20 protein-coding genes and 2 tRNA genes are annotated in these 21,280 nt (G+C 50.5%); 4 read left to right on the top strand and 18 right to left on the bottom strand.

Annotation, left to right across the window (positions count from 1 at the left end; all coding sequences use genetic code 11):
- Positions 1-81: 81 nt before the first annotated feature.
- A complete protein-coding gene (locus ACXYMU_RS00780; RefSeq protein ID WP_458984439.1) occupies positions 82-621 on the bottom strand; it encodes an RNA methyltransferase in 540 nt (179 codons plus the stop codon).
- 224 nt (positions 622-845) lie between these two features.
- On the opposite strand from ACXYMU_RS00780, the gene mutS reads away from it, so the two are divergent.
- The 3 genes from mutS (at position 846) to ACXYMU_RS00795 (ending at position 3,999) form a co-directional block, all read left to right on the top strand.
- Positions 846-3,479, top strand: a complete 2,634-nt coding sequence (gene mutS, locus ACXYMU_RS00785; protein ID WP_458984440.1) for a DNA mismatch repair protein MutS — start codon at positions 846-848, stop codon at positions 3,477-3,479.
- A 280-nt stretch (positions 3,480-3,759) separates the two neighbouring features.
- Positions 3,760-3,832: transfer RNA gene (locus ACXYMU_RS00790), tRNA-Gly, on the top strand.
- An 83-nt stretch (positions 3,833-3,915) separates the two neighbouring features.
- Positions 3,916-3,999, top strand: a tRNA-Leu gene (locus ACXYMU_RS00795).
- 69 nt (positions 4,000-4,068) lie between these two features.
- Here the strand turns inward: ACXYMU_RS00795 and ACXYMU_RS00800 are convergent.
- From ACXYMU_RS00800 to ACXYMU_RS00860, 13 genes are all read right to left on the bottom strand, one after another.
- Positions 4,069-4,920, bottom strand: a complete 852-nt coding sequence (locus ACXYMU_RS00800) for a porin family protein (RefSeq protein WP_458984441.1) — start codon at positions 4,918-4,920, stop codon at positions 4,069-4,071.
- 380 nt (positions 4,921-5,300) lie between these two features.
- Positions 5,301-6,941: a hypothetical protein gene (locus tag ACXYMU_RS00805; RefSeq protein ID WP_458984442.1), complete on the bottom strand. Its 1,641-nt coding sequence runs from the start codon at positions 6,939-6,941 to the stop codon at positions 5,301-5,303.
- A gap of 2 nt (positions 6,942-6,943) precedes the next feature.
- On the bottom strand, positions 6,944-7,690 hold the full coding sequence (locus tag ACXYMU_RS00810) for a hypothetical protein (protein ID WP_458984443.1): 747 nt from the start codon (positions 7,688-7,690) through the stop codon (positions 6,944-6,946).
- A 316-nt stretch (positions 7,691-8,006) separates the two neighbouring features.
- Entirely contained in the window at positions 8,007-9,302 is a 1,296-nt protein-coding gene (gene rodA / locus ACXYMU_RS00815) for a rod shape-determining protein RodA (protein ID WP_458984790.1), read from the bottom strand.
- A 43-nt stretch (positions 9,303-9,345) separates the two neighbouring features.
- Complete coding sequence (mrdA, locus tag ACXYMU_RS00820; RefSeq protein ID WP_458984444.1) at positions 9,346-11,172, bottom strand: penicillin-binding protein 2; 1,827 nt, start codon at positions 11,170-11,172, stop codon at positions 9,346-9,348.
- Positions 11,169-11,699, bottom strand: a complete 531-nt coding sequence (locus ACXYMU_RS00825) for a hypothetical protein (protein WP_458984445.1) — start codon at positions 11,697-11,699, stop codon at positions 11,169-11,171. The genes mrdA and ACXYMU_RS00825 overlap by 4 nt, the downstream gene beginning before the upstream one ends.
- Positions 11,692-12,555: a rod shape-determining protein MreC gene (mreC, locus tag ACXYMU_RS00830; RefSeq protein ID WP_458984446.1), complete on the bottom strand. Its 864-nt coding sequence runs from the start codon at positions 12,553-12,555 to the stop codon at positions 11,692-11,694. Before mreC ends, ACXYMU_RS00825 begins: the two co-directional genes overlap by 8 nt.
- Before the next feature lie 9 nt (positions 12,556-12,564).
- Positions 12,565-13,590: a rod shape-determining protein gene (locus tag ACXYMU_RS00835; protein ID WP_025608913.1), complete on the bottom strand. Its 1,026-nt coding sequence runs from the start codon at positions 13,588-13,590 to the stop codon at positions 12,565-12,567.
- 334 nt (positions 13,591-13,924) lie between these two features.
- A complete protein-coding gene (gene purH, locus ACXYMU_RS00840) occupies positions 13,925-15,448 on the bottom strand; it encodes a bifunctional phosphoribosylaminoimidazolecarboxamide formyltransferase/IMP cyclohydrolase (RefSeq protein WP_458984447.1) in 1,524 nt (507 codons plus the stop codon).
- Positions 15,449-15,473: 25 nt separating this feature from the next.
- Positions 15,474-16,064: a phosphoribosylglycinamide formyltransferase gene (purN, locus tag ACXYMU_RS00845; protein ID WP_458984448.1), complete on the bottom strand. Its 591-nt coding sequence runs from the start codon at positions 16,062-16,064 to the stop codon at positions 15,474-15,476.
- 116 nt (positions 16,065-16,180) lie between these two features.
- Entirely contained in the window at positions 16,181-16,636 is a 456-nt protein-coding gene (locus ACXYMU_RS00850) for a DUF1801 domain-containing protein (RefSeq protein ID WP_458984449.1), read from the bottom strand.
- Between the two features lie 65 nt (positions 16,637-16,701).
- Positions 16,702-17,208 carry a DUF4442 domain-containing protein gene (locus tag ACXYMU_RS00855; protein ID WP_458984450.1) on the bottom strand — a complete coding sequence of 169 codons (507 nt, stop codon included), beginning with the start codon at positions 17,206-17,208 and terminating at the stop codon, positions 16,702-16,704.
- Between the two features lie 32 nt (positions 17,209-17,240).
- Positions 17,241-17,681, bottom strand: a complete 441-nt coding sequence (locus ACXYMU_RS00860) for a Fur family transcriptional regulator (protein WP_458984451.1) — start codon at positions 17,679-17,681, stop codon at positions 17,241-17,243.
- Between the two features lie 258 nt (positions 17,682-17,939).
- On the opposite strand from ACXYMU_RS00860, the gene ACXYMU_RS00865 reads away from it, so the two are divergent.
- Positions 17,940-19,034, top strand: coding sequence for a T9SS type A sorting domain-containing protein (locus ACXYMU_RS00865; RefSeq protein WP_458984452.1), 1,095 nt, complete (start codon positions 17,940-17,942; stop codon positions 19,032-19,034).
- Positions 19,035-19,087: 53 nt separating this feature from the next.
- On the opposite strand, the gene ACXYMU_RS00870 is transcribed toward ACXYMU_RS00865, so the two are convergent.
- The 4 genes from ACXYMU_RS00870 to iscX form a co-directional block, all read right to left on the bottom strand.
- Entirely contained in the window at positions 19,088-19,930 is an 843-nt protein-coding gene (locus ACXYMU_RS00870) for a geranylgeranylglycerol-phosphate geranylgeranyltransferase (RefSeq protein WP_458984453.1), read from the bottom strand.
- A 101-nt stretch (positions 19,931-20,031) separates the two neighbouring features.
- Positions 20,032-20,226 carry a cold-shock protein gene (locus ACXYMU_RS00875; protein WP_241644124.1) on the bottom strand — a complete coding sequence of 65 codons (195 nt, stop codon included), beginning with the start codon at positions 20,224-20,226 and terminating at the stop codon, positions 20,032-20,034.
- A gap of 147 nt (positions 20,227-20,373) precedes the next feature.
- Positions 20,374-20,871: a KdsC family phosphatase gene (locus tag ACXYMU_RS00880; protein WP_458984454.1), complete on the bottom strand. Its 498-nt coding sequence runs from the start codon at positions 20,869-20,871 to the stop codon at positions 20,374-20,376.
- Between the two features lie 136 nt (positions 20,872-21,007).
- Positions 21,008-21,250 (bottom strand): Fe-S cluster assembly protein IscX, encoded by a 243-nt coding sequence (gene iscX / locus ACXYMU_RS00885; protein ID WP_458984455.1) that lies wholly within the window; start codon positions 21,248-21,250, stop codon positions 21,008-21,010.
- Between the last annotated feature and the right edge of the window lie 30 nt (positions 21,251-21,280).

Here is a 21,280-nt window from a genome sequence, read left to right on the forward strand (position 1 = left end):
TATAATGCAGAACTTAACGGCCTTACCCCTTCAAAGGGGGACTTTTCTCTAACGTGTCTTTCTTTCACTTAAGGCAGAAGGCTATACTTCCTGTGCTAGCATCTTGCTCAGGAAATCCCATACCACCACGCCGGTGGCCACCGAGATGTTGAGGGAGTGCTTGGTGCCGAACTGCGGAATTTCGAGAATAAGGTCTGACAGTGAGACAACCTCTTGCTCCACGCCCATTACCTCGTTGCCCAGCACAAACGCATATTTTTGCCCTGCTTCCGGCATAAAGTCGTTCAGCATAGTGCTGCGCTCTGCCTGCTCCACTGCCCCGATCTTATACCCGTCTGCCTGCAATGCCTTTACCAGTTCCAGCGTATCGGGCACGTGCACCCACTCCACGGATTCGGTAGCGCCTAAGGCTGTTTTCTCGATGTCGCGGTGGGGAGGCTGGCCCGTGATGCCGCAGAGGTATACCTTCTCCACCATAAAGGCATCGGCCGTCCGGAACACAGAGCCCACGTTGTTGAGGCTGCGCACATTGTCGAGCACCAAGACTAACGGTATTTTTTTCTTATTTTTGAAGTCCTCCACCGAATCCCGGTTGAGTTCATCCATCGAGAGTTTACGCATGTTTTTTAGACGCTAGATTTTAGACATAAGACACAAGACCTTTTGTTTCCAGCGCTGCAGTAAAGTTCCGGTGGTTTTAGGCAAAAGTCAAATCAAGGCCATGTTGTTGTCCCGACGCAGCATATACAATTCTCCTCTTCGGAGGGGGTAGGGGTAGGTTAAGCGAAATTTGGCCACTTAATTGATAAAGCTAGATGCAGCAGCATCAAAAAGATAAAAAAGGTATGAAAGGAGAAGGCAAAGGCACAGTCACCCCGCTGATGAAGCAGTACAACGCCATCAAGGTGAAGCATCCGGGGGCACTGCTGCTGTTTAGAGTAGGGGATTTTTACGAGACCTTTGGCGAAGACGCCATCAAGGCCAGCAAGATACTGGACATCGTGCTGACCAAACGCGGCGCGGGCTCATCCTCCGAAACGGCGCTGGCAGGCTTTCCGCATCACTCCCTGGACACCTACCTACCAAAGTTGGTACGGGCCGGAGAGCGCGTGGCCATCTGCGACCAACTGGAAGACCCCAAGACGGTGAAAGGCATCGTGAAGCGCGGTGTGACCGAGTTGGTAACGCCCGGCGTGTCGTTCAACGACCAGGTGCTGGAGCGGCGCAGCAACAACTACCTGGCGGCCATTCATTTCGGCAAAACAGAAACCGGCATCTCTTTCCTGGATGTCTCCACGGGGGAGTTTATTACGGCGCAGGGTGATAAAAGCTATATCGGGAAGCTGCTGCAAAGTCTGGCCCCCTCGGAGGTGTTGTTCTGCAAGCGCGAGAAAGAAACGTTTATCGACCGCTACGGCCCCGACTTTCGCTATTATGCGTTGGACGAGTGGGTATTTAACTACGACACCGCTTACGAGTCGCTGACACGGCAGTTCAGCACAGCCTCCCTCAAAGGCTTCGGCATTGAGGGGATGACCGAGGGCATTATCTCGGCGGGCGCTATCCTGCATTACCTTTCTGAGACGCAGCACCACGAAATCAGCCACATTGCCACCATCTCGCGCCTGGAAGAAGACAAGTATGTATGGCTCGATCGCTTTACCGTGTGCAACCTCGAATTGCTGTTTCCGCAGCACCCGGAGGGCGTGCCGCTGATTCAGGTGCTCGACCAAACCGTGACGCCGATGGGTGCCCGTCTGCTGAAGAAGTGGGTAGTACTGCCTCTGAAGGAAGTAGACCAGATTCGCCGCCGCCTGGACACGGTAGAGGCCCTGAAAAAGGATTCCGAACTGCTGCACGAACTTACGCAGCACCTGAAGCAGATAAACGACCTGGAGCGCCTGATCTCGAAAGTGGCGGTGCGCCGCGTAAACCCGCGTGAACTGGTGCAGCTCTCCAAGGCCCTGGATGCCATCCTGCCTATTCAGAAATCATTAGCCCTAAGCAATATTTCGGCGTTGCAGCGCCTGGCAGCACAGCTGACGCCCTGCGACGGGCTGCGCGAGGAAATCAAGAACGTGCTGAAGCCCGAGCCGCCTATGCTCACGAATCAGGGCAATATGATCAACGAGGGTATAAACTCAGAGCTGGATGAACTGCGGGCCATCGCCTTCTCGGGCAAAGACTACCTGGCCCAGTTGCAGCAGCGCGAGGTAAAGAACACGGGCATCAGCTCGCTTAAAATCGCCTATAATAAGGTGTTTGGGTATTATCTGGAGGTGAGCAATGCGCACAAAGACAAAGTGCCCGCTACCTGGATACGCAAGCAGACGCTGGTAAACGCCGAGCGCTACATCACGGAGGAGCTGAAAACCTACGAGGAGAAAATACTGAACGCTGAGGAGCGCATCTTCACGATAGAGTTTGGCCTGTATACCGAGTTGGTGCTTTATGCCCTCGATTTTGTGGCGCAGGTGCAGCAGAACGCCAAAGTGATTGGGGTGATCGACTGCCTGAGCTCGTTTGCCAACATCGCGGTAGCCAACAACTATATAAAGCCGGATGTAACGGAGGCGCATGTGCTGGACATCAAGAAAGGCCGCCACCCGGTGATCGAGAAACAGCTGCCGCTCGGTGAGAGCTATGTGCCGAATGACATTTTCCTGGATAACCAGGAGCAGCAGGTCATCATTATTACCGGTCCGAACATGGCGGGAAAGAGCGCGCTGCTGCGCCAGACGGCCCTGATCGTGCTGATGGCGCAAATCGGCTGCTTTGTGCCGGCAGAGGCCGCCTCACTGGGTATCATCGACAAGATATTTACCCGTGTTGGTGCCTCTGATAACCTCTCGAAGGGCGAGTCGACGTTTATGGTGGAGATGACGGAAACGGCCAGTATCCTGAACAACCTCTCGGACCGCAGTCTGGTGCTGATGGATGAGATTGGACGCGGTACCAGCACCTATGACGGTATATCGATTGCCTGGGCCATTGTGGAGCATTTGCACAACCACCCCAAGTTTAAGGCCAAAACGCTTTTCGCGACGCATTACCACGAGCTCAACCAGCTGGCCGAGGACTTGCCGCGGGTGAAGAACTATAATGTGTCGGTGAAAGAGGCGGGCGGCAAGATATTGTTTATGCGCAAACTGGTGGAAGGCGGCAGCGAGCATAGCTTCGGTATCCATGTGGCCCAAATGGCCGGTATGCCCAACAACGTGGTGCTCCGCGCCGACGAGATCATGCACCACCTGGAAAAGGAGAAAGTATCGGAGCACTCGCCACAGCAGAAGATGAAGACGGCTCCGAAGAATAACTACCAACTCAGTATGTTTGAGCCTCAGAATCCACAGCTAACGCGGGCAAAAGAACTCATTGAGCAGCTCGACATCAACACCATCACGCCGGTAGAAGCGCTTTTGAAGCTAAACGAGTTAAAATTGCTGCTACACGACAAGCAAAAGGAAGGCATTCGGTAAGTATAAGGGTAGTTGCTGGACAGGAGTTTGCCCATATCGCGCCAGAAAAACGGAGGGTGCGTTTGTTTTTCAGAGGCAGCGCTTTAAATTTACAGCATCAGATACGCAGGGCAGCAGGCCGCGCGACACCTTGTTGAAAAAGGGATGAAAATTTTCTCCCTGATTATCAGCGTAGAAAGCAACAGGTGCTGATTTTTTTTAAAGCAGGTATTGACATCTTAAATTTTGTCTCTATCTTTGCATCACTAAATCACTACGGCGGTTTAGGAAAAACAAAAAAGCGGGAGTAGCTCAGTTGGTAGAGCGCGACCTTGCCAAGGTCGAGGCCGCGGGTTCGAATCCCGTCTCCCGCTCGCTTAAAGAAAAAAACAAAGACGTTGTGATAAGCAACGTCTTTGTTTTTTAAACACATCTCTTCAGGAATAGCCTGAAGGTTGCCGGGATGGTGGAACTGGTAGACACGCAAGACTTAAAATCTTGTGAGCGCAAGCTCGTGCGGGTTCGATTCCCGCTCCTGGTACTAAGATTAAAAAAGCCCTGTAAACGTGATCGTTTACAGGGCTTTTTTGTTTTTCTGTCACTCTTCTCGCTATTCCTTAAACAGGAACAGGTAGCTCAGGGATAACGCAATTCGGCGATTAGTGATCTTATCGGTATAAGGCGGGCGCTTGTCATAATTATACCGATACAAGTCTGTGAGGCCCTGTACGTAGCGCAGGTCAAATACCAGCAGGCTTCGGTTTGCAAGTTTATACTGTATACCGCCTGCAAACACAGCGCTTATCTCACGGCGGTTCTCAACGGTTGATACACTGTCCTGGCCAGCCCCCACTCGTACCATTTCCATTGTAACAGTATCCTGCTCCAAAGCGCCAATCGTATACCGGAACTGGTCCTCGAAGTTGTAGGGCGCTTTTTCTGTCTTAAGCCCCGTAACGTTGCGGTTGTAGTAAGAGTCAGACCAGAAGCCCACGGAGGGGCCCATAGCAACAAAAACCTTCAGCCTGTTCTTGCCCGATGCGAACTTAATAAGCAGTGGCACCTCCAAATAAGTATTTTGCCACTGTTCGTAGCTTTTCATGTTTTGCTTGCCTTTCTCTCCCTCAAAAACGCCATTCGCTTTATATCCTTTCTGCACAAATAGCAGTTCTGGCTGAAATGACAAGCTGTCGTTGCCGATGTTCACCACAAAACCTAGCTCACGGTTGATGTTCTGATCGAAGCGAACAGGGTAGTTATAATTGCCTGGTTCGCGCCCCGGAATATAACCATACCGGATAGCGTCGTTATAGTGATAGTATTCGCTTTGATTTGTTCTGGAGAAATTTGTGCCTCCCTTTACGCCTATAGAAACCTTGTTCTGAGCCGAGGCAAGGCTGAGCACACACAATAGCATAAAGGCAAGGCTCAGCTTTATGCTGATTTTGTAATTTTGTTTCATAGGGGTGATAGATCGGGTGTGGAGACAAATTTTCCCTTCAGGACAAAAATATAATAAAACTAATTATATATAATAAACTATATCATCAAAACTCCTTATTGCTACTCTTGAAGCATGTAAGTAACGAAATCAATGCTCCTTGGATTGGTCCTTTGAATTTTTACCCTCGATTGCTTCTGTCCTTGCGACGGACAGTCTTGCAGCTTGGAAAGTATATGGCCGAAAGTAAGCCTCTCTACGCACGAATTCTATACCATCAAGCAACCTTCTGCTAATCCCTTGCAACACTAACAAAGAAAAGCCTCCTAATCTAATAGCTTGGAGGCTGTTAGTTCAGGAGGCTTTTCTACCCCGATAAAGATAGGGGTATACTTATCTCATTATTTAGATACTACAGCACTATTGCCGCAGAACTCTACTAACAATGCTGCGTTTTGCGCTGGTGCCTTAGAACCCATGTTAGCGCCTTCACCTGCTGTCGTGCTCATGTTGGCCGAAGAGATCAGGTGATCGTCAATACGCTTTGTCTTTCCGCCCAAAGTAGCGAGGAAGTCATAGCTCTTACCAACCTCTAAGGCTGTTGTTACAAGCTGACCCTTTACTACCTTACCTAAATAAGTATAAGCACCTGTGGACGCTGCCGGACGATAAACCATATCAAAATCCGGAATCACTACCAAGCCCTTGCTTGGGCATCTAACTTCCAGGTTTAGTGTTACAGCCTGTACTGGTATTGCAGGAGCTGCAATGTTAATAACAACATCCGTTCCACAAGTTTGATTCAATTGAGAAGTTGCAACTAACTGGCCTCTGTTATTATATACAAGGAGATTCGCAGGCGCACCTCTATATGCTGTATGCTCGATCATAGTTTGACCATCTGTCAATGATCGTTGGTAATCATAGATAAATTCATTAGAGCCAGCAAGTCTCACTTCTAATTTGAAAGTTTCAGTAATACCCTTTAAGTGTGGAGCATTAACAAAGTAAATTGATGGATTGAAACAAATTACTGCATCTACCTTTAAGAAAGCACCATAAACGGTAAGGTGGTTCGTCGTAAATGAAACAGTTGGCTTTCCGTTTACCATGGTCACGGTTGCTTCTTTCTCATATGCCCACTTGCCGGTGCTTTCTGTATAGCTATAGATGTCCAGCTTGTCGCCAGCAGCAATTGGGTTTGCGCTATTTGGTTTTTTGAAATCTGCGTTCAAGCCAATAGATAAAGAGATTGGCTGGCTGAACTTACGAACTTCTTTGCCATTCACGCTCATGTTGATCTGAGCTAAGCCCGCAGGCAAGAGAATAGCAGAAGATTTCGTGCCATCTGCAGTAGTTACATCATTGGCTAACAAAGATCCACCAGGGAATAGGGCCACAGAAGCGGCATTATTCTCTGAGTTAAAGTTGATTACCTGAAGGTTTACAGATCCGCCTGCAATGGGAGTACCATTAACATCCTGAAACTGCGTGTTAGCCGGAACAACAACCTCAGTCTGAGTAGGGGAAGCGGCTGTGGCGTTTGTATTAAGCACAATTGGCGAAGGAGAAGTGCCATCTGCTGCTAAAGCCACTGACTTCGTCTCTACAACTACTGTCGTAGGTGCATTCGATAACTTAACAACCTTAGCCGTTTTTATCTGGTTAAACTGATCTTTAGTGATTGTAACCGGGAAAGAGGAATCAAGGAAGCCGGTGCCACTCAGTTTTACAGTAAACTTAATTGGGTCACCTTCGGTTGGCTCATGCTTCGGGTGAACGCCCAGCGTGATTAAGCCACCTTCCATTTTCAGGGCCTTGTTACCGCCGCCGTCATAGATATAGTCGGCGTCCTCGCCAACCACGCTGATCTGCACGTCTTCCGGCAAGCCGTCTTTCGCGTCCTGCACCTGCAGCAGTACAGTGTATTTCATCACATCGGTTCTAACCGCGATGTCCAGGTCCTCTGTGTATTTGTCACAGCTAACCGTAGCGAAGCCCATAAGGCCCGCAGCAAATAGGGCAAGTAATTTATTTCTCATTGTTATTTAGCTTCCTTGTTGAATGTATAGTTGATGCCGAACTGCAGGGAAGGCAGGTAACGGTTGTCTTCGAAGTTCTTCTTCAGTTGCGCAGCGTTCTGGCCGTTCTCTGACAACAGCTCAGTGCCTGTTACCACTACATCTGGCGACGGCATGCGGAATGCACCTAAGGACACATCCAGGCTAACATTATTGAAAAGTTTGATGCGGTTCAGGCCTACTCCTAAATAAGGAGCTAATCCTTTCCACTCAGAATCAACAATAAATTCACCCACTTCTTCAGGGCTCATCTCGATATCACCATACTGGTAAGGGTCTTTCAGCATCACATTAGCAGTACCTTGCGCTTTGATGATATAGGCTGCTCCACCGCTAACAGATAGCTTGCTCAACAGCGAGGTAGCATCTGTAAACGGCTGCCACTCTGCAAGCAGGTGAACCTTTGAGAAATCGCCATTAAGGTCTACAACTGTGTTAGAAGACTTCGCCGCATAATCACCAGTCCACTTAACGGGCAAGAAAGTACCGCCAACGCGCAACTGCCACTGGTTTAAAAGCGGCAACTGTGCCTCAAGGCCGACACCTTGTGTACCAACTAACAGCCCTGCCGAAGCCGCTCTTGTGCTTTTGGCATAAGGAATAGAGATTGTCAGCGTATCAACCGGGCTACCCCCAAAATCTGATGCGCTGTTTGCTTTTGCCTGCAGCAGCGTTAAGCAGCAAAAGCAGATGAGTAATAGTTTTTTCATTCTATGTAAGTGTATAATTATTAGGAACTTCAAATATAGGGATATAACATTTCAGATAGTATAGTTTATATAGAATTTATTTAAGGGAATTGTAAAAGACTTTTCAATTCCGCATGCAGTAAGAATTCGGCTAGAGGACAGTAGCGGGAAAATGCCATTGTGCCACATTTATCAAACTTGATTGAGTGGTGGACGATCGCAAAAGCAAGGAAGCACCTATAGGGAAGCACTCATCAAGCAAAAATCACCCTGTGGCATATGGGTATACCCATATGCCACAGGGTGATTTTTGCTTGAACTAAAACTTGATGGATGTTTACCTCGCTAAATCCTGACTGCGGTTTGCGTCGATGGCGATGAGGATGAAAAGCAGAATAGTGAAAGACCACAGTGAGGAGCCTCCATAGCTGAAGAAGGGGAGGGGTATACCTACCACTGGTGCCAGACCAATCGTCATACCCACGTTTATCAGGAAGTGGAAAAATATAATAGAAGCCACGCAATAGCCATAGGAGCGACCAAAGACAGATTTCTGGCGTTCGGCCAGCATTACAATCCGAATGAGGAGAAACATGAACAGGCCAATCAGCAGTGTGCTTCCGATCCAACCCTGCTCTTCACCGATGGTGCAGAAGATAAAGTCGGTGCTTTGCTCTGGTACAAAATCGAACTTTGTTTGGGTGCCTTCCAGAAATCCTTTGCCCCAGAATCCGCCTGAACCGATAGCAATTTTAGACTGGGTGACATTCCAGCCAAAGCCAAGTGGGTCTGCCTCAGGGTTGATCAGGGCCTTGATGCGATTTTGCTGGTGCGGCTGCAGAACATCGTTCACAAAGAAATCCACGCTTAGAATCATGCCTACTACCAGCGCCCACAAAGCCATCATAGTCTTATAGCGGCGTAGCAGGCGGTAATCGAGCCAGGTGGCCAAAGCGAGTACCACTGTCATGGCTAGAATGAGGTATAGCTTCGGAACTAGCAGTGTTAAAATAAAAACGGCAGCCACCGAGCCTCCGATAATCAAGATGAGCGGCGAAATACCTTCCCGGAAATATGCCAGTATAAAGGCACCAAAAACCAGGGCAGAGCCTGTTTCGTTTTGAAGGATGATGATGGTAGGGGGCAGCAGGGTAATGGCTGCCAGCTTCATCTGGTCTTTGAAGTTTTGCTGCCGCAGGTTTACCGTGCTGAGGAACTTCGAGGCAGCCAGTGCCGTGGCGAACTTCGCCAACTCGGCAGGCTGCAGCCGTATGCCTCCTCCTAAGTCGAGCCACGAGCGGGAGCCCGCAATAGGCTTGGCTACAACCAGTGTGACCAGCAGCAGCAGGATAATGGCACCGTAAATGGGATACGCCAGGTGTTCATATACTTTATAATCCACTACCAGCAGCACGATAATCAGCAACAGCGAGGCCGCAATCCATACCAGCTGCTTGCCCGAGTTGATGTCAAAGCTCATAATGTTCACCACATTATCGGGGCTGTATACGGCGGCATATATATTCATCCAACCCAGTGCCACGAGCACAGCGTAAACCAGCACAGTTAGCCAGTCCAGGTTCTGGAGCATGCGGTTGCCGGTTGTCTGCCTGCCTTTCGCCGAGCCCATCATCACTCTGCCGCCGCCATGCACTTTTTGCTCTACGCCCATCTGCTTATTTAACATCCAAGTATTTTCTGCTGAGCACCCAATCTTCCATGCTCTTTCTGGACACGGAGTCTGTCAGGTATTTCTCTATCATCAGGCCGGCAATAGGGGCTGCCGACTGCGCCCCGAAGCCTGCGTTCTCCACATACACCGCAATCGCGATCTTTGGGTTTACCTTGGGGGCAAATGCCACAAACACCGCGTGGTCCTTGCCCTGGGGGTTCTCGGCCGTACCCGTCTTGCCGCAAACCTCTATCCCCAGTTTCTCCAGCGAGGCATTACGGCCTGTACCGGATTTCACCACAGCAGCCATACCGTCAATCACCGGGTCGTAGTGGCGGGCCTCTACCGAAGTAGAATGGCGCTGCTGGTATTCTGGCAGCGGCTTGCCGTTCTCTCCTACCGACCGGATAATGTGCGGCGTGAGGTAATAGCCTCTGTTGGCGATGGTCGCCATAAAGTTGGCCATCTGCAACGGTGTTACGCCCAGTTCCCCCTGTCCAATGCTAAGCGAGTAGATAGTAGAGAACTTCCAGCGATTTTCGCCATAGATCTTGTCATACATGCGCGGTGAGGCAATAATCCCCTGCTTCTCGTTTGGCAAATCGATGCCCAAGGCAGTGCCAAAGCCGAAACTGGTGATCTGCTCGCGCCAATTGCCCAGGCCGATGGAGGTATCCTTAAAGGTGTTTTTGGATTTGCCCTGATTCACCACAGCGCGGAACACCTGGTAAAAGTAGGGGTTGCAGGACGTCTGGATGGCGATGCTCAGGTTAGACGGAGCAGCATGCGCATGTGAGCATTTTACTAGGCTCTGGTTGCACGGGAACCCAGTGTTAGGGGTGATAATCCCATTCTGCAAGGCGATCAACGCCTGTGCCAGCTTAAAGATCGAGCCCGGCGGATTGCTACTTGCCATGATCGGGCGGTTAAACATGGTTTTGTCCGGCTCGTTCAGGAGCTGCACGTAGTTCTTGCCGTAGTCTTTGCCGGTAAACAGGTTCGGATCATAGAACGGGGAGGAGATATAAGCCAATACTTCGCCGGTTGCCGGCTCGATGGCCACCACACTGCCTTTGGCACCGTTCATTAGGAACTCGCCATACTGCTGTAGGTCTAAATCGATGGTGCTGATGAGGTTCTTGCCCGCCACTGAGAGGGTATCGTAGGCACCGTCTTTAAAGGAGCCTTTTTCAACGCCGCGCACGTTCACCATCTTATACTTCACGCCGCGCTTGCCCATCAGGTACTCCTCATACTCTAGCTCAATGCCGCTCTTGCCGATGTAGTCGCCTGGGCGATAGCCTTTGTAAGTAGAGTCCTCCAATTGCTTCGGACTGATTTCGGCGATATAGCCTAATGCGTGCGCCAAGCTCTGGTGCGGATAGCCGCGGGCTGTACGGGCATTGATATAAAAGCCAGGGAAATCGATGAGGTTGTCTTGGATGCGGGCAAAATCCTGCGTGCTGAGCTTCTGGTAAAAGGCTGACGGCTGCACATAAGAAAAGGACCGTGCTTTCTGCAAACGCTCGCGTACGTCCTCTAGCGGAAGGCCAACAAGTTTGACCAGGCGCAGCGTATCCAGGTCCTTTACTTCCTTGGGTATTACCATCAGGTCATATACCGGAGTGTTCTGTACCAACAGCTTGCCGTTCCGGTCGTAGATCAGGCCACGGAAAGGGTACTGGATAACGGGCTTGATGGCATTGGTTTCGGCCGCCTGCTTGTAGCTGCTGTCGAGCACCTGAATATAGAACAGCCGGAGGGCGAAAACGACACCTACCACTAAGAAGATGCCCTGAATAACGTATTTGCGGTTTTCTAAATAATTCATCGGTAATCTATCCGCGCTCGTTTTGGCGAAAAGAACAAGAGTTGTAGGATCACCGTTACGGTTGCCGTGAAGAGGGTGCTAAAAAGGACCTTGCCAGCTGTGTACAACACTGTCTGGAAATTGATTGTCTCCAGAAAGAACACAGCCGTGTGGTGCAGTAGAATCAGCGTAAACGAATAGGCCAAAAACCAGCGCCACCCCATCAGGTGAATGTTAACGGAATCACTGCTGTCGTAACCGTCGCGCGGGGTGAGAAGGTTCAAAACATGTGGCCTTAAAAACGCCAGCAGCACACTGGCTGCGGCATGTATACCCACCGTGTCATAGAACATGTCTACCGTAAATCCAGTGATGAAGCCCAGTAGCAACAGCCAAACCCGGTTAATACCCAGCGGCAAAAACAGCAGGAAAGCCACATAAATAAAGCAAAACCCGGTACCGAACAGCACCAGGTTGTCCAGCAGCAGGATCTGCAAGGCTACAAACAGGATGAACCTGAGGATATGTATGAGGCCAAAACTATTCATTGGTTACGATGCCTGCTTGTTGTTCTAAGTCATCACGCTCCTGTATTGCGGTGCTTTCCACCACGTATACATAAGACAGCTGCGCAAAATCAACCGCGAGCCTTACCTTGATGGTATAAAAGCTCTTATCCTGCTCTTTCTCCACCGAACTGATCGTGCCAACCATAATGCCTTCCGGAAAAACCGTGTTAAAGCCACTGGTCACTAGGGTGTCGCCCTTCGCCGGATTTATGTGCAGCGGTATATAATCTAACATGGCTGTGCGGTAATTGCCGCCAGTCCATTTTAGGGTGCCAAAGGTGTTGTCTTTCTTGATTTTGGCTGATATGAGCATTTGCGAGTGCAGCACCGAGGTGACGGTGGCATAGTTCTCCGACACCGTCTTGACGCGACCAACCACACCGTGCGAGGATATCACGCCCATACCCGGCTTCACGCCATCAGCAGCACCGATCGATAGGGTAAGGTAGTTGTTCATGCGGCGCACGGAGTTGTTGATCACACGGCCTGCATGCAGGATATAGGGAGCGGTATGGCTGCTGTCGGTGGCGGCGTAGAAAGTGGTATCCAACACAGCAGTGCTGTCGGAAATCCCTTGCGTGCGGAATTGCATCAACTCTTTCCGAAGCTCCGCATTCTCGCGGGCCAGGGTATTGTTGATGGATGTTAACCGGAAGTAGTCGGTAATGCCGCTCTGATACTCCAATACCTGGCCCACGTATTTGTTCGCCGAATTAAAGAAAGCCGCGCCCTGATACGTATTGTAACGCACGATCAGGTAAATGCACAGCACCTCCAGCAACACAAACACGAGGAACGCACGGAACCGGTATATAAATGCAAAAAGATTCCGCATGGAGCCCTGTTAGGTTAGCAGGACATTCTTAAATCCTTCGATGTTTTTGATCGCTGCTCCCGTGCCACGCACTACTGCTCTCAACGGGTCTTCAGCAATGTGGATCGGCAGCTTGGTTTTGGCGGCCAGGCGCTTGTCGAGGCCACGCAGCAAGGCGCCACCACCCGTCAGGTGAATACCGTTGTCGTAGATATCGGCGGATAGCTCCGGCGGTGCAATCTCCAGCGCTTTCAATACGGCCTCCTCGATCTTTGAAACCGATTTGTCCAAGGCAATGGCTATTTCCTGGTAGGTCACCTTAATTACCTTCGGAATACCGGTCATCAGGTCACGGCCACGGATTTCGTAATCAGCCGGTGGGTTTTCGATTTCTGTCAGGGCAGCGCCTACCTCAATCTTGATCTTCTCGGCAGAGCGCTCTCCGATCAGCAGGTTGTGCTGGCGGCGCATGTAGTCCAGGATGTCCTTTGTGAACACATCGCCGGCAATGCGGATAGACTGGTCGCAGACGATACCGGAAAGGGCCACCACGGCAATCTCCGTGGTACCACCCCCGATGTCCACGATCATGGATCCGATCGGCTGCTCCACGTCGATGCCGATACCAATGGCGGCAGCCATCGGCTCCTGGATCATCCATACCTCCTTGGCGCCGGCATGCTGCGCAGAGTCACGCACAGCGCGCTTCTCCACCTCGGTAATGCCCGACGGAATGCAGATCACCATGCGGTGCGAAGGCTGAAACAGGCGACGGCCCGTGTCGATCATCTTGATCATACCCCGGATCATCTCCTCGGCCGCGTGGAAGTCAGCGATCACACCGTCCTTCAGGGGGCGGATCGTCTTGATGTTCTCATGCGTTTTCTCGTGCATCTGCATGGCGTTGCGGCCAATTGCCAAAACACGGCCCGTGGTGCGGTCCACAGCAATGATAGAGGGCTCGTCTACAACTATTTTATCGTTATGTATGATCAAGGTATTAGCAGTACCAAGGTCAATTGCTATATCACTGGTTAAGAAGTTGAATAGTCCCATTTTGTAGGTTCAGGCTAGTCGGCGCCCAATTATATTTTAGATATACAATATTTCTAAACAGAAACTTGCGGCAAAATTAGTGAAATTCAGCGTAATTAATAATGTAGCACCCAAAGCCTCGGAAATTAAAAGTCGTTTCTGAAGGCAGTTGCTCCTGCATATGAACCTGTATAACGGCTAGCACTATGAAAAAATTGAATAGGGGGTGTGCTTCTCCTTTCTGGGGCGCCCGTAAAAAAGCATTTGCACGGAAGTTATGAAAAAATCCCCGGCCTTTTACCAAAGCCGGGGATTAATATAGACAGCTGGTGCCTGGTATGACTTTATTTAGTCCTTAATGTTTGAAATGGCGCACGCCGGTCATCACCATGGCCATGTTGTGGGCATCGCAGTAGGCGATAGAGTCCTTGTCTTTGATAGAGCCGCCTGGCTGCACCACGGCTTTGATGCCTGCCTCATCCGCGATCTCCACGCAGTCCGGGAAGGGGAAGAACGCATCGGAGGCCATTACCGTCTGGCTCAGGTCGAAGCCGAAGCTGCGAGCCTTCTCGATGGCCTGACGCAGGGCATCCACACGCGAGGTCTGGCCCACGCCGCTGGAGTACATCATCTTGTCGGTGGCCAGCACAATAGTGTTTGATTTGGTGTGCTTGCAAACTTTGGCGGCAAACACCAGCGCCTTCTTCTCGGCAGCAGTCGGCTCGCGCTGGGTTGCAGTCGTGAAGTCAGCTTCTGTTTCGGTCGCCAAATCCTTATCCTGCTCTATCACACCGTTCAGCAGCGTCTTAAACTGCTTGCTGGGCAGTTCGACAGGCTTTTGCTTCAGCAGGATGCGGTTTTTCTTGGTCTTCAAAAGCTCCAACGCGTCAGCGTCATATTCCGGGGCAATCAGCACCTCAAAGAACAGCTTGTTGAGTTCCTCGGCCACAGCCAGGTCAATGGTTCTGTTCGCGATGATCACGCCGCCGAAAGCCGACACAGGGTCAGAGGAAAGCGCCAGCAGGTAAGCCTCTTTCATGGTGTCGGCGGTGGCGCAACCGCAGGCGTTGGTGTGCTTCAGGATGGCCACGGCCGGCTCCTCAAACTCTGCCGCCAGGGCCACGGCCGCATCCACGTCCACAAGATTATTGTAAGAAAGCTGCTTGCCATTCAGTTGCTCGAACAGATCCTCTAACTTGCCATAGAAAGCGCCTTTCTGATGCGGGTTCTCACCATAACGCAGTGGCATGCTGTGTTGCACGCTTTGCTTGAAGGCAGGCTGCTCGCCCTCTCCGTTCATGTAGTTGAAGATATGGGTGTCGTAGTGCGAGGACACGTTGAAAGCCTTTGCGGCAAAGCGCTTACGGTCCTCCAGTTCAGAGGCACCGTTCTTGGCCTTCAGTAGCTCTACCACTTCGTCATACTGGTCGCGCGAAGACACGATGAGCACATCCTTGAAGTTCTTGGCTGCCGCCCGGATCAGGGAAATACCGCCAATGTCAATCTTCTCAATCACGTCGGCCTCCGGCGCACCCGACGCCACGGTTTCCTCGAAGGGGTATAAATCAACCACCACCAGGTCAATCGGCGGAATCTCAAATTTCTCTCTCTCCGTAAGGTCGCTCTCATTGTCGCGGCGTTGCAGGATACCACCGAACACTTTCGGGTGCAGTGTCTTCACGCGTCCCCCAAAAATGGACGGGTAAGCTGTCAGGTCCTCTACGGCTACCACGTCTGCTCCCTGCTCCTCCAAAAAAGTCTGGGTGCCGCCCGTCGAATAGATGGTCACGTCATGCTGCTTCAGGAGCTCTACCAATGGCTCGAGGCGGTCTTTGTAATAGACAGAGATAAGTGCGGATTTGATTTGAACGGATTGCATGGATATGGGTATTTAGGTTAATTTTCTATTTATTTTGATTCGCCAAAAGCTGCTCTACCACCTGTGGCAAGTGCTGGTGCTCTAGTTGCAGCACGCGGGCAGCGAGTGCCTCCGGTGTATCATCCGGAAACACCGGGCAGCGTTCCTGTCGGATGAAAGCACCTTTGTCGTACTCCTCGTTGATATAATGAATGGTAATGCCCGACTCCTTCTCGCCGGCCTGCACCACGGCGGTATGCACATACTGGCCGTGCATCCCCTTGCCGCCGTATTGGGGCAACAGCGCAGGGTGTATGTTGATGATGCGGTTTGGGAAAGCTTGCAGCAGGTTCTGCGGGACGAGCCAAAGGAAGCCGGCCAGCACGATCAGGTCCGGGGTGAACTGCTGAATCTGTTCCAGCACCCGATCGGATTTGTAAAAATCATCCCTGGAAAACAAAAGAGCCGGGACGTGGTAAGTCTCGGCTCTTTTTAGGGCATAGGCGTTCGGGTTATTGGAGAACAGGGCGGCCACACGGATGTCTGGGTGGTGCTCGAAGTACTCCAGCAGGCGCTGGGCATTGCTCCCCGATCCCGAAGCGAAAATGACTATATTCTTCTTATTTGGTCGTTCCAAAAGTACAGGCTTGTAATGAAGCTGCAAAGATAATGGGTTTGCCTTAAGAAGTTAGCAAGTAATGGGCAGAATATGTGTTAGCAAACACAACTATATACTGGTGGTGCCTCGTTGTGCTATTTCCTGAGCTGGCCTTCGTACAGCGCGATCCACTGTTGCGGGGTCATCTTGCCAGCCAGTTCGCCAATTAGCCCGTACGGCAGTTCCCCCACTTTCTTGAACCGGATACAGCTCTTGCCCATGTCCAGCTTTCTCGGGCTGTGCTTCGGGTATTCCCCCACAAACCATTCCAGCAGGGCAGGGTTGGCATAAATGCCCATGTGGTATACCGCTATGAAATTTTTTTGAGAGGCAATGCTGAGAAAAGGCAGCGGCAACTCCGGGGTGCAGTGGTAGCCTGCCGGGTATAAGGCATGGGGCACCACATACCCGATCATGCCGTAGCTCGTAGTCTCCTCGAAGCCTGCTGGCAAATTCTCCAGGATTACCTTTCGGAGCGCTTGCATGGCTATTTTTCTATCGTTAGGAAGGTTGTCGATGTATGCTTCTGGAGATGTGGCGGTGGGGTGCATGGTGTTGGAAAATTGAATGTATGAATCGGAAGATCAGGCATATCTGCAAAACCGCGGCGATCAGGTTATTTCCGCTTTGCCTTCAGTGACCAAGTAAATTTGAACACGGCCACTGTACCTCCGCTTTCATCGGTGCCCGTGCTGGTGGCGGTTATGGTTACGCCCTCACCCGTTGCCTTGGTTTTAGCAGCCGCTTCGGCAATGGCTTTGCCGTCAGCACAGGTAAAGTCTATCCGGCCAACGGCTTTCTTTGTGAAGTCAGCCTCCATCTGTGTCACCAGCATCGACACTGCCGGGGAGGATTTATACACCTGCATCATGCAGAGCACTCCTGTCGACAGCTCAGCCGCCATGCTCAGGCAGGCAAAGTAGATGGAGCGGAAGGGGTTTTTGTTGAGGTATTTATACCGAATGCGCACTGTTGCCTGCTCTTCTGTAAGGGCAGTTACACGCAGCCCTGCCAGGTAAGCCATCGGTAACTTGGCTAGCAGAAACAGCAGAAACAGCCGCAACCTCACTGGTGACAACACAATTGCCCTGAAAGCGGCAGCATGGTTTTCCTGACTGGACATATCGCTAATGGTAAACAGTGTACTAAAGCGCCCTACGGAGTTGCCCTACAGGTTTCACAGATCCCATGGGCCAGAAACTGCAGCTGGTGCACCTGGTAACCCGACGGAAACGAAAGCGGGGGCACCTGCACCTCGTTCAGGCAGTAGGTTTGGCTACAGGCAGTGCAGTTGAAATACACGTGTTTGTGCTGCTGCTTGGGCCCAGGCTGCTGACAGAGTACATATTTTATCGCTCCGCTCAGGTCGTTTATGCTGTGCACAATTCCCTTTTCTTCGAATGTATGCAGCGTTCTGTAGATCGTAACGCGGTCAAATTTCCCTTTTAATTCTTTCTCTAGATCAGAGTGGGCCAGTGCATGTTGGTTTTGTAATAGTAAAGCCAATACTTCCAGCCTTGCGTCCGTTTTCCGGAGCATGCATTGCTGCAGCATATACTGTGCTCTCAGCAGTGCATGGTAGTGTAGTTGTTCCATAGCATTTGTAAATATAGCACATTTGTGGGTTATGCTATAATTAATTGCATTTTGCCTTATCCAAATTAAAGCATATTGCTCCCGCCAATAGAATTATTATAATATTTATATTGATACACAGGGAGTTATGCTTCTTTTGGCTTCAAGCATAATGTTTGATACATCTGCTAGCCGCAATACACGTATATGCCCATAACCCGTGTATTGCTTTTCTGGTATATATACAGGCTTAATTATCCAATCAAAATGTCAACATCGATGAGAAGAACTTTACAACTATTGCTAATGCTGCTGATTGTTACCCTAAGTGCGGGCGTGACTTTAGCACAAACCATAGCCACCAACTTAAACAACGCCACCGGTGTGCAGATTGGCGTGCCGAAAGAAATCACGGTGACCACCACGGCTGGCAACAGCGCCGGTACCTACGTGCTTGGTAAATTTACCTTCACCCCAGCCATGGCCGGTAACGTGATTGTGAAATACCAGGACCCGCAATCGAAAGAGTTTGTTAACGTGCCTGTTAATGCAAACGGTGTTGCGCAGTTTGGTCCCTCTGGAGGCTATCTGCTCGGCAATGACACCTATAACCTGTTTATTCAGTTCAACTCTGCCCAGACGTACAATTATACCCTCGAGATGATTCCGGTGGCTGGCGGCAACGCGCTGGCATCTGTCAATGGCAGTGTTTCGGTGGCTGCTTTTGAGGAACCCACCATCAACGGTACCCTGGACCTCATCTCTGGCTTGGAGACGGGAAAAGACATCCTTTGGGAAATTTATGTAACGGCAGGAGAAAGAAAAAATGAGGCTGTCAACATCCATATGGAGCTGACAGACGCCGCTAAGCGCGAGAGTATTACCCTATCTTACGCCACTGACACTGCAGGCCTGAATTTTCAGCCGCTTCCTTTTAATGAGAATGGTGTAGCCATGATAGGTGATGAGGATGGAGAGCCCCTCACTTCGCGCCGTTACCTGATGAAGGTCAACTTTGCCAACGGCGGTGCTTATGCCTATAAGTTGCTGGTACGCCGGCCTGATGGCAACATACTGGCTACTGTAAGCGAGTCCATCACGGTAACCGGCACTACCACAGGTATAGACGATATGATTAGCGGCAAGCGCATCGCCGTGTACCCTACTATCTCAGAGGGCCTGGTGCGTGTAGACCTTGGGCAGATTCGGAATGCCTCGGTGACTGTGATTGATCTGCTGGGGAGAAAAGTGCTGGAAATGAACCAAGTGAACGGGAAAGCAGAGATTAATACGCAGAAATTTGCCAAAGGCACTTATTACGTAAAGGTGTCTGCCGGCAATGATGTGGCCACCAGCCGTCTGATCATCAAATAACTGAAACTTCTTGAAAACAGCTGAAGCCTGGGTCGGTAAGGTTCAGGCTTTTTCTATACCAGCAGCATCGAGAGGATTCCGAGCAGCATAATGAGTTTGTTGAGGTTGCTCAGGTAGGTGAAGTCTGACTTACGGTCGGCTTGGGCAAGCTTCAGCACCATCCAGATGCTGGGCGCAAGCACGAAAAGCAGCATATAGGTATCAAACAGAAGCGAGGTGGACCGATGCACCATGCTTGCCACCAGCAAACCCATGAAAAGGACAATCAGTGGGTATAGCACATACTTGGCGCCTCGCATGCCCGCCACAATAGGTAAGGTGCGGCAGTCAAAAGAGGCGTCTCCTTTCATGTCCTCAATGTCTTTGATGATTTCACGGATCAGGGAGATCATCAGGGCAAAGAGCGCATAGCCCAGCGTGGTTTTGTTGAGTTTATCATCATACACAGCCACTACAAGCAACATAGAGGCAGAGAGCAGTGCAATGGCCACATTGCCGATGAGCAGCAGCTTTTTGAGGCGGGCAGAGTATCCCCACAGTAAGAGCACCGCGCCCAGGTTTATCAGCCCCACGGGTATCTTCAGGAAGATGCCGATCAACACACCGCCAAAGGAAAGCATCAGATGCGCAAACATGGCTCTGCGCCTACGAATGGCCCGCCCCACCAACAGACGCTCCGGCTTATTAATGGCGTCGATCTTCACATCGTAGTAATCGTTGATGATGTAGCCGGCCGCAGCGATGCAAACGGTGGCGAAGGTAAGTGCCAGGAAGCCGGGCTCCAGCACCTTTTGCCAGCTGATACCGGCCGAAAGCAGGCACGACTGCACCAGTGCCTGACTTAACACGATCAGGAGGAGGTTTTGAGCGCGTATAAGCGTTAAAATAGGCTTCATAGAGCAGGAGGGTAGCCACACAAAGGTACGGGCAGGAGCCGAAACGGCAATAAAAAAGCCCCTTGCAAAAGGGGCTTTTTGGTTCTCTGAAGTAAACTATGTTAGATTCTTTTCACGTTTACAGCGTTGATCCCTTTTTTGCCTTCCTGTGTGTCAAACTCCACACGGTCGTGCTGCTGAATGTCTACGCCATTCAAGCCGCTTGCATGCACAAAGAAATCCTCATTCGTTTCGTCCTCAGTTATAAATCCATAACCTTTAGACTCAATAAAAAACTTTACTTTTCCTGTCTTCATAAAGATGAATAATTAATAATGGGTAATAAACTGAACGTAAACTAGAAAATATTTTTTATATATACAATACCGTATTAAGAGAAATCTACTATTAGTTTGTAGAAAATGTATATGCCCTTCGTTGTGATCTTTAGCAGTCATGTGCGTTTACCACGTATCCTGCGCTTTCATAATCCGCTCGATTAAATCGCGTACTGCCCCACGGCCCCCTTTTTTGGTAGATACAAAGGTGCTGATCTCAACAATGTCTGCTGCGGCATCGGCAGGGCAGGCACGCAGGCCGCAGCGTTGCATTACCTCAAAATCCGGCATGTCGTCGCCCATATAGGCCACGGTGGCCGGATGGATTCCCTGCATGTAGAGGTAATCCTCAAACGTGTCTACCTTCTCCTCAATGCCCAGGAAGATGTCCTCGATACCTAGTTGCTCCAGCCGTTTGCGCACGCTAGGCTCGTTTTTGCCAGAGATAATAGCCACGCGGTACCCTTGCTGGATAGCGTGCTTGATGGCGAATCCGTCTTTGATGTTAAAGGCGCGTACCTGCTCGCCGTCAGCAAAGCAATACAGCAAACCGTCTGTCAGTACACCGTCAACATCAAGCACAAACGTGTTGATGCGGGTTAGGTCTGTTTGAGTGATAGACATAATGTGGGTTAAGTTTTATTTTGTTGTCTGATGTATGGGCAGCAGCCTGCCTGAAAGCAGAAAAGGCTCTTCCCGGGAGAAGAACCTTTAAAACTATGCATTATATGTTTAGCAGCCTACACGGCCGGTAAAAAGCTTAGTCCTGGTTGTCGCGCCACTCATATACCCAGGCAGCCTGGATTTGCTCCAGGTGGCCTTCGTTGGCCTGCTCGCGCGTACCCTCAAAGTTAGGCAGGCTCAGGACCCACTCCAGCAGCTCTGTGAAACGGATGCGGTATATTTTAGACTCTGTGAAATCATCGCCAAACTTCTCGTACAGTGCCATCGCAATGTCCTCGTAGTCGTTCCATTGGATTGGCGGTTCGTAGCTCTTATTCATTCTGTTTATGGTTATATGGTTGTATGGCTA

Source organism: Pontibacter sp. CAU 1760 (assembly GCF_054482735.1).

Bases quoted from the DNA above. Each gene is read 5' to 3' on its own strand.
- iscX (WP_458984455.1), bottom strand. From the start codon at position 21,250: ATGAATAAGAGCTACGAACCGCCAATCCAATGGAACGACTACGAGGAC.
- ACXYMU_RS00850 (WP_458984449.1), bottom strand. From the start codon at position 16,636: ATGCACCCCACCGCCACATCTCCAGAAGCATACATCGACAACCTTCCT.
- ACXYMU_RS00870 (WP_458984453.1), bottom strand. From the start codon at position 19,930: ATGAAGCCTATTTTAACGCTTATACGCGCTCAAAACCTCCTCCTGATC.
- mreC (WP_458984446.1), bottom strand. From the start codon at position 12,555: ATGCGGAATCTTTTTGCATTTATATACCGGTTCCGTGCGTTCCTCGTG.
- purH (WP_458984447.1), bottom strand. From the start codon at position 15,448: ATGCAATCCGTTCAAATCAAATCCGCACTTATCTCTGTCTATTACAAA.
- ACXYMU_RS00880 (WP_458984454.1), bottom strand. From the start codon at position 20,871: ATGTCTATCACTCAAACAGACCTAACCCGCATCAACACGTTTGTGCTT.
- ACXYMU_RS00865 (WP_458984452.1), top strand. From the start codon at position 17,940: ATGAGAAGAACTTTACAACTATTGCTAATGCTGCTGATTGTTACCCTA.
- ACXYMU_RS00800 (WP_458984441.1), bottom strand. From the start codon at position 4,920: ATGAAACAAAATTACAAAATCAGCATAAAGCTGAGCCTTGCCTTTATG.
- ACXYMU_RS00855 (WP_458984450.1), bottom strand. From the start codon at position 17,208: ATGTCCAGTCAGGAAAACCATGCTGCCGCTTTCAGGGCAATTGTGTTG.
- ACXYMU_RS00805 (WP_458984442.1), bottom strand. From the start codon at position 6,941: ATGAGAAATAAATTACTTGCCCTATTTGCTGCGGGCCTTATGGGCTTC.
- mrdA (WP_458984444.1), bottom strand. From the start codon at position 11,172: ATGAATTATTTAGAAAACCGCAAATACGTTATTCAGGGCATCTTCTTA.
- ACXYMU_RS00860 (WP_458984451.1), bottom strand. From the start codon at position 17,681: ATGGAACAACTACACTACCATGCACTGCTGAGAGCACAGTATATGCTG.
- ACXYMU_RS00810 (WP_458984443.1), bottom strand. From the start codon at position 7,690: ATGAAAAAACTATTACTCATCTGCTTTTGCTGCTTAACGCTGCTGCAG.
- ACXYMU_RS00825 (WP_458984445.1), bottom strand. From the start codon at position 11,699: ATGAATAGTTTTGGCCTCATACATATCCTCAGGTTCATCCTGTTTGTA.
- mutS (WP_458984440.1), top strand. From the start codon at position 846: ATGAAAGGAGAAGGCAAAGGCACAGTCACCCCGCTGATGAAGCAGTAC.
- ACXYMU_RS00875 (WP_241644124.1), bottom strand. From the start codon at position 20,226: ATGAAGACAGGAAAAGTAAAGTTTTTTATTGAGTCTAAAGGTTATGGA.
- ACXYMU_RS00780 (WP_458984439.1), bottom strand. From the start codon at position 621: ATGCGTAAACTCTCGATGGATGAACTCAACCGGGATTCGGTGGAGGAC.
- rodA (WP_458984790.1), bottom strand. From the start codon at position 9,302: ATGATGGGCTCGGCGAAAGGCAGGCAGACAACCGGCAACCGCATGCTC.
- ACXYMU_RS00835 (WP_025608913.1), bottom strand. From the start codon at position 13,590: ATGGGACTATTCAACTTCTTAACCAGTGATATAGCAATTGACCTTGGT.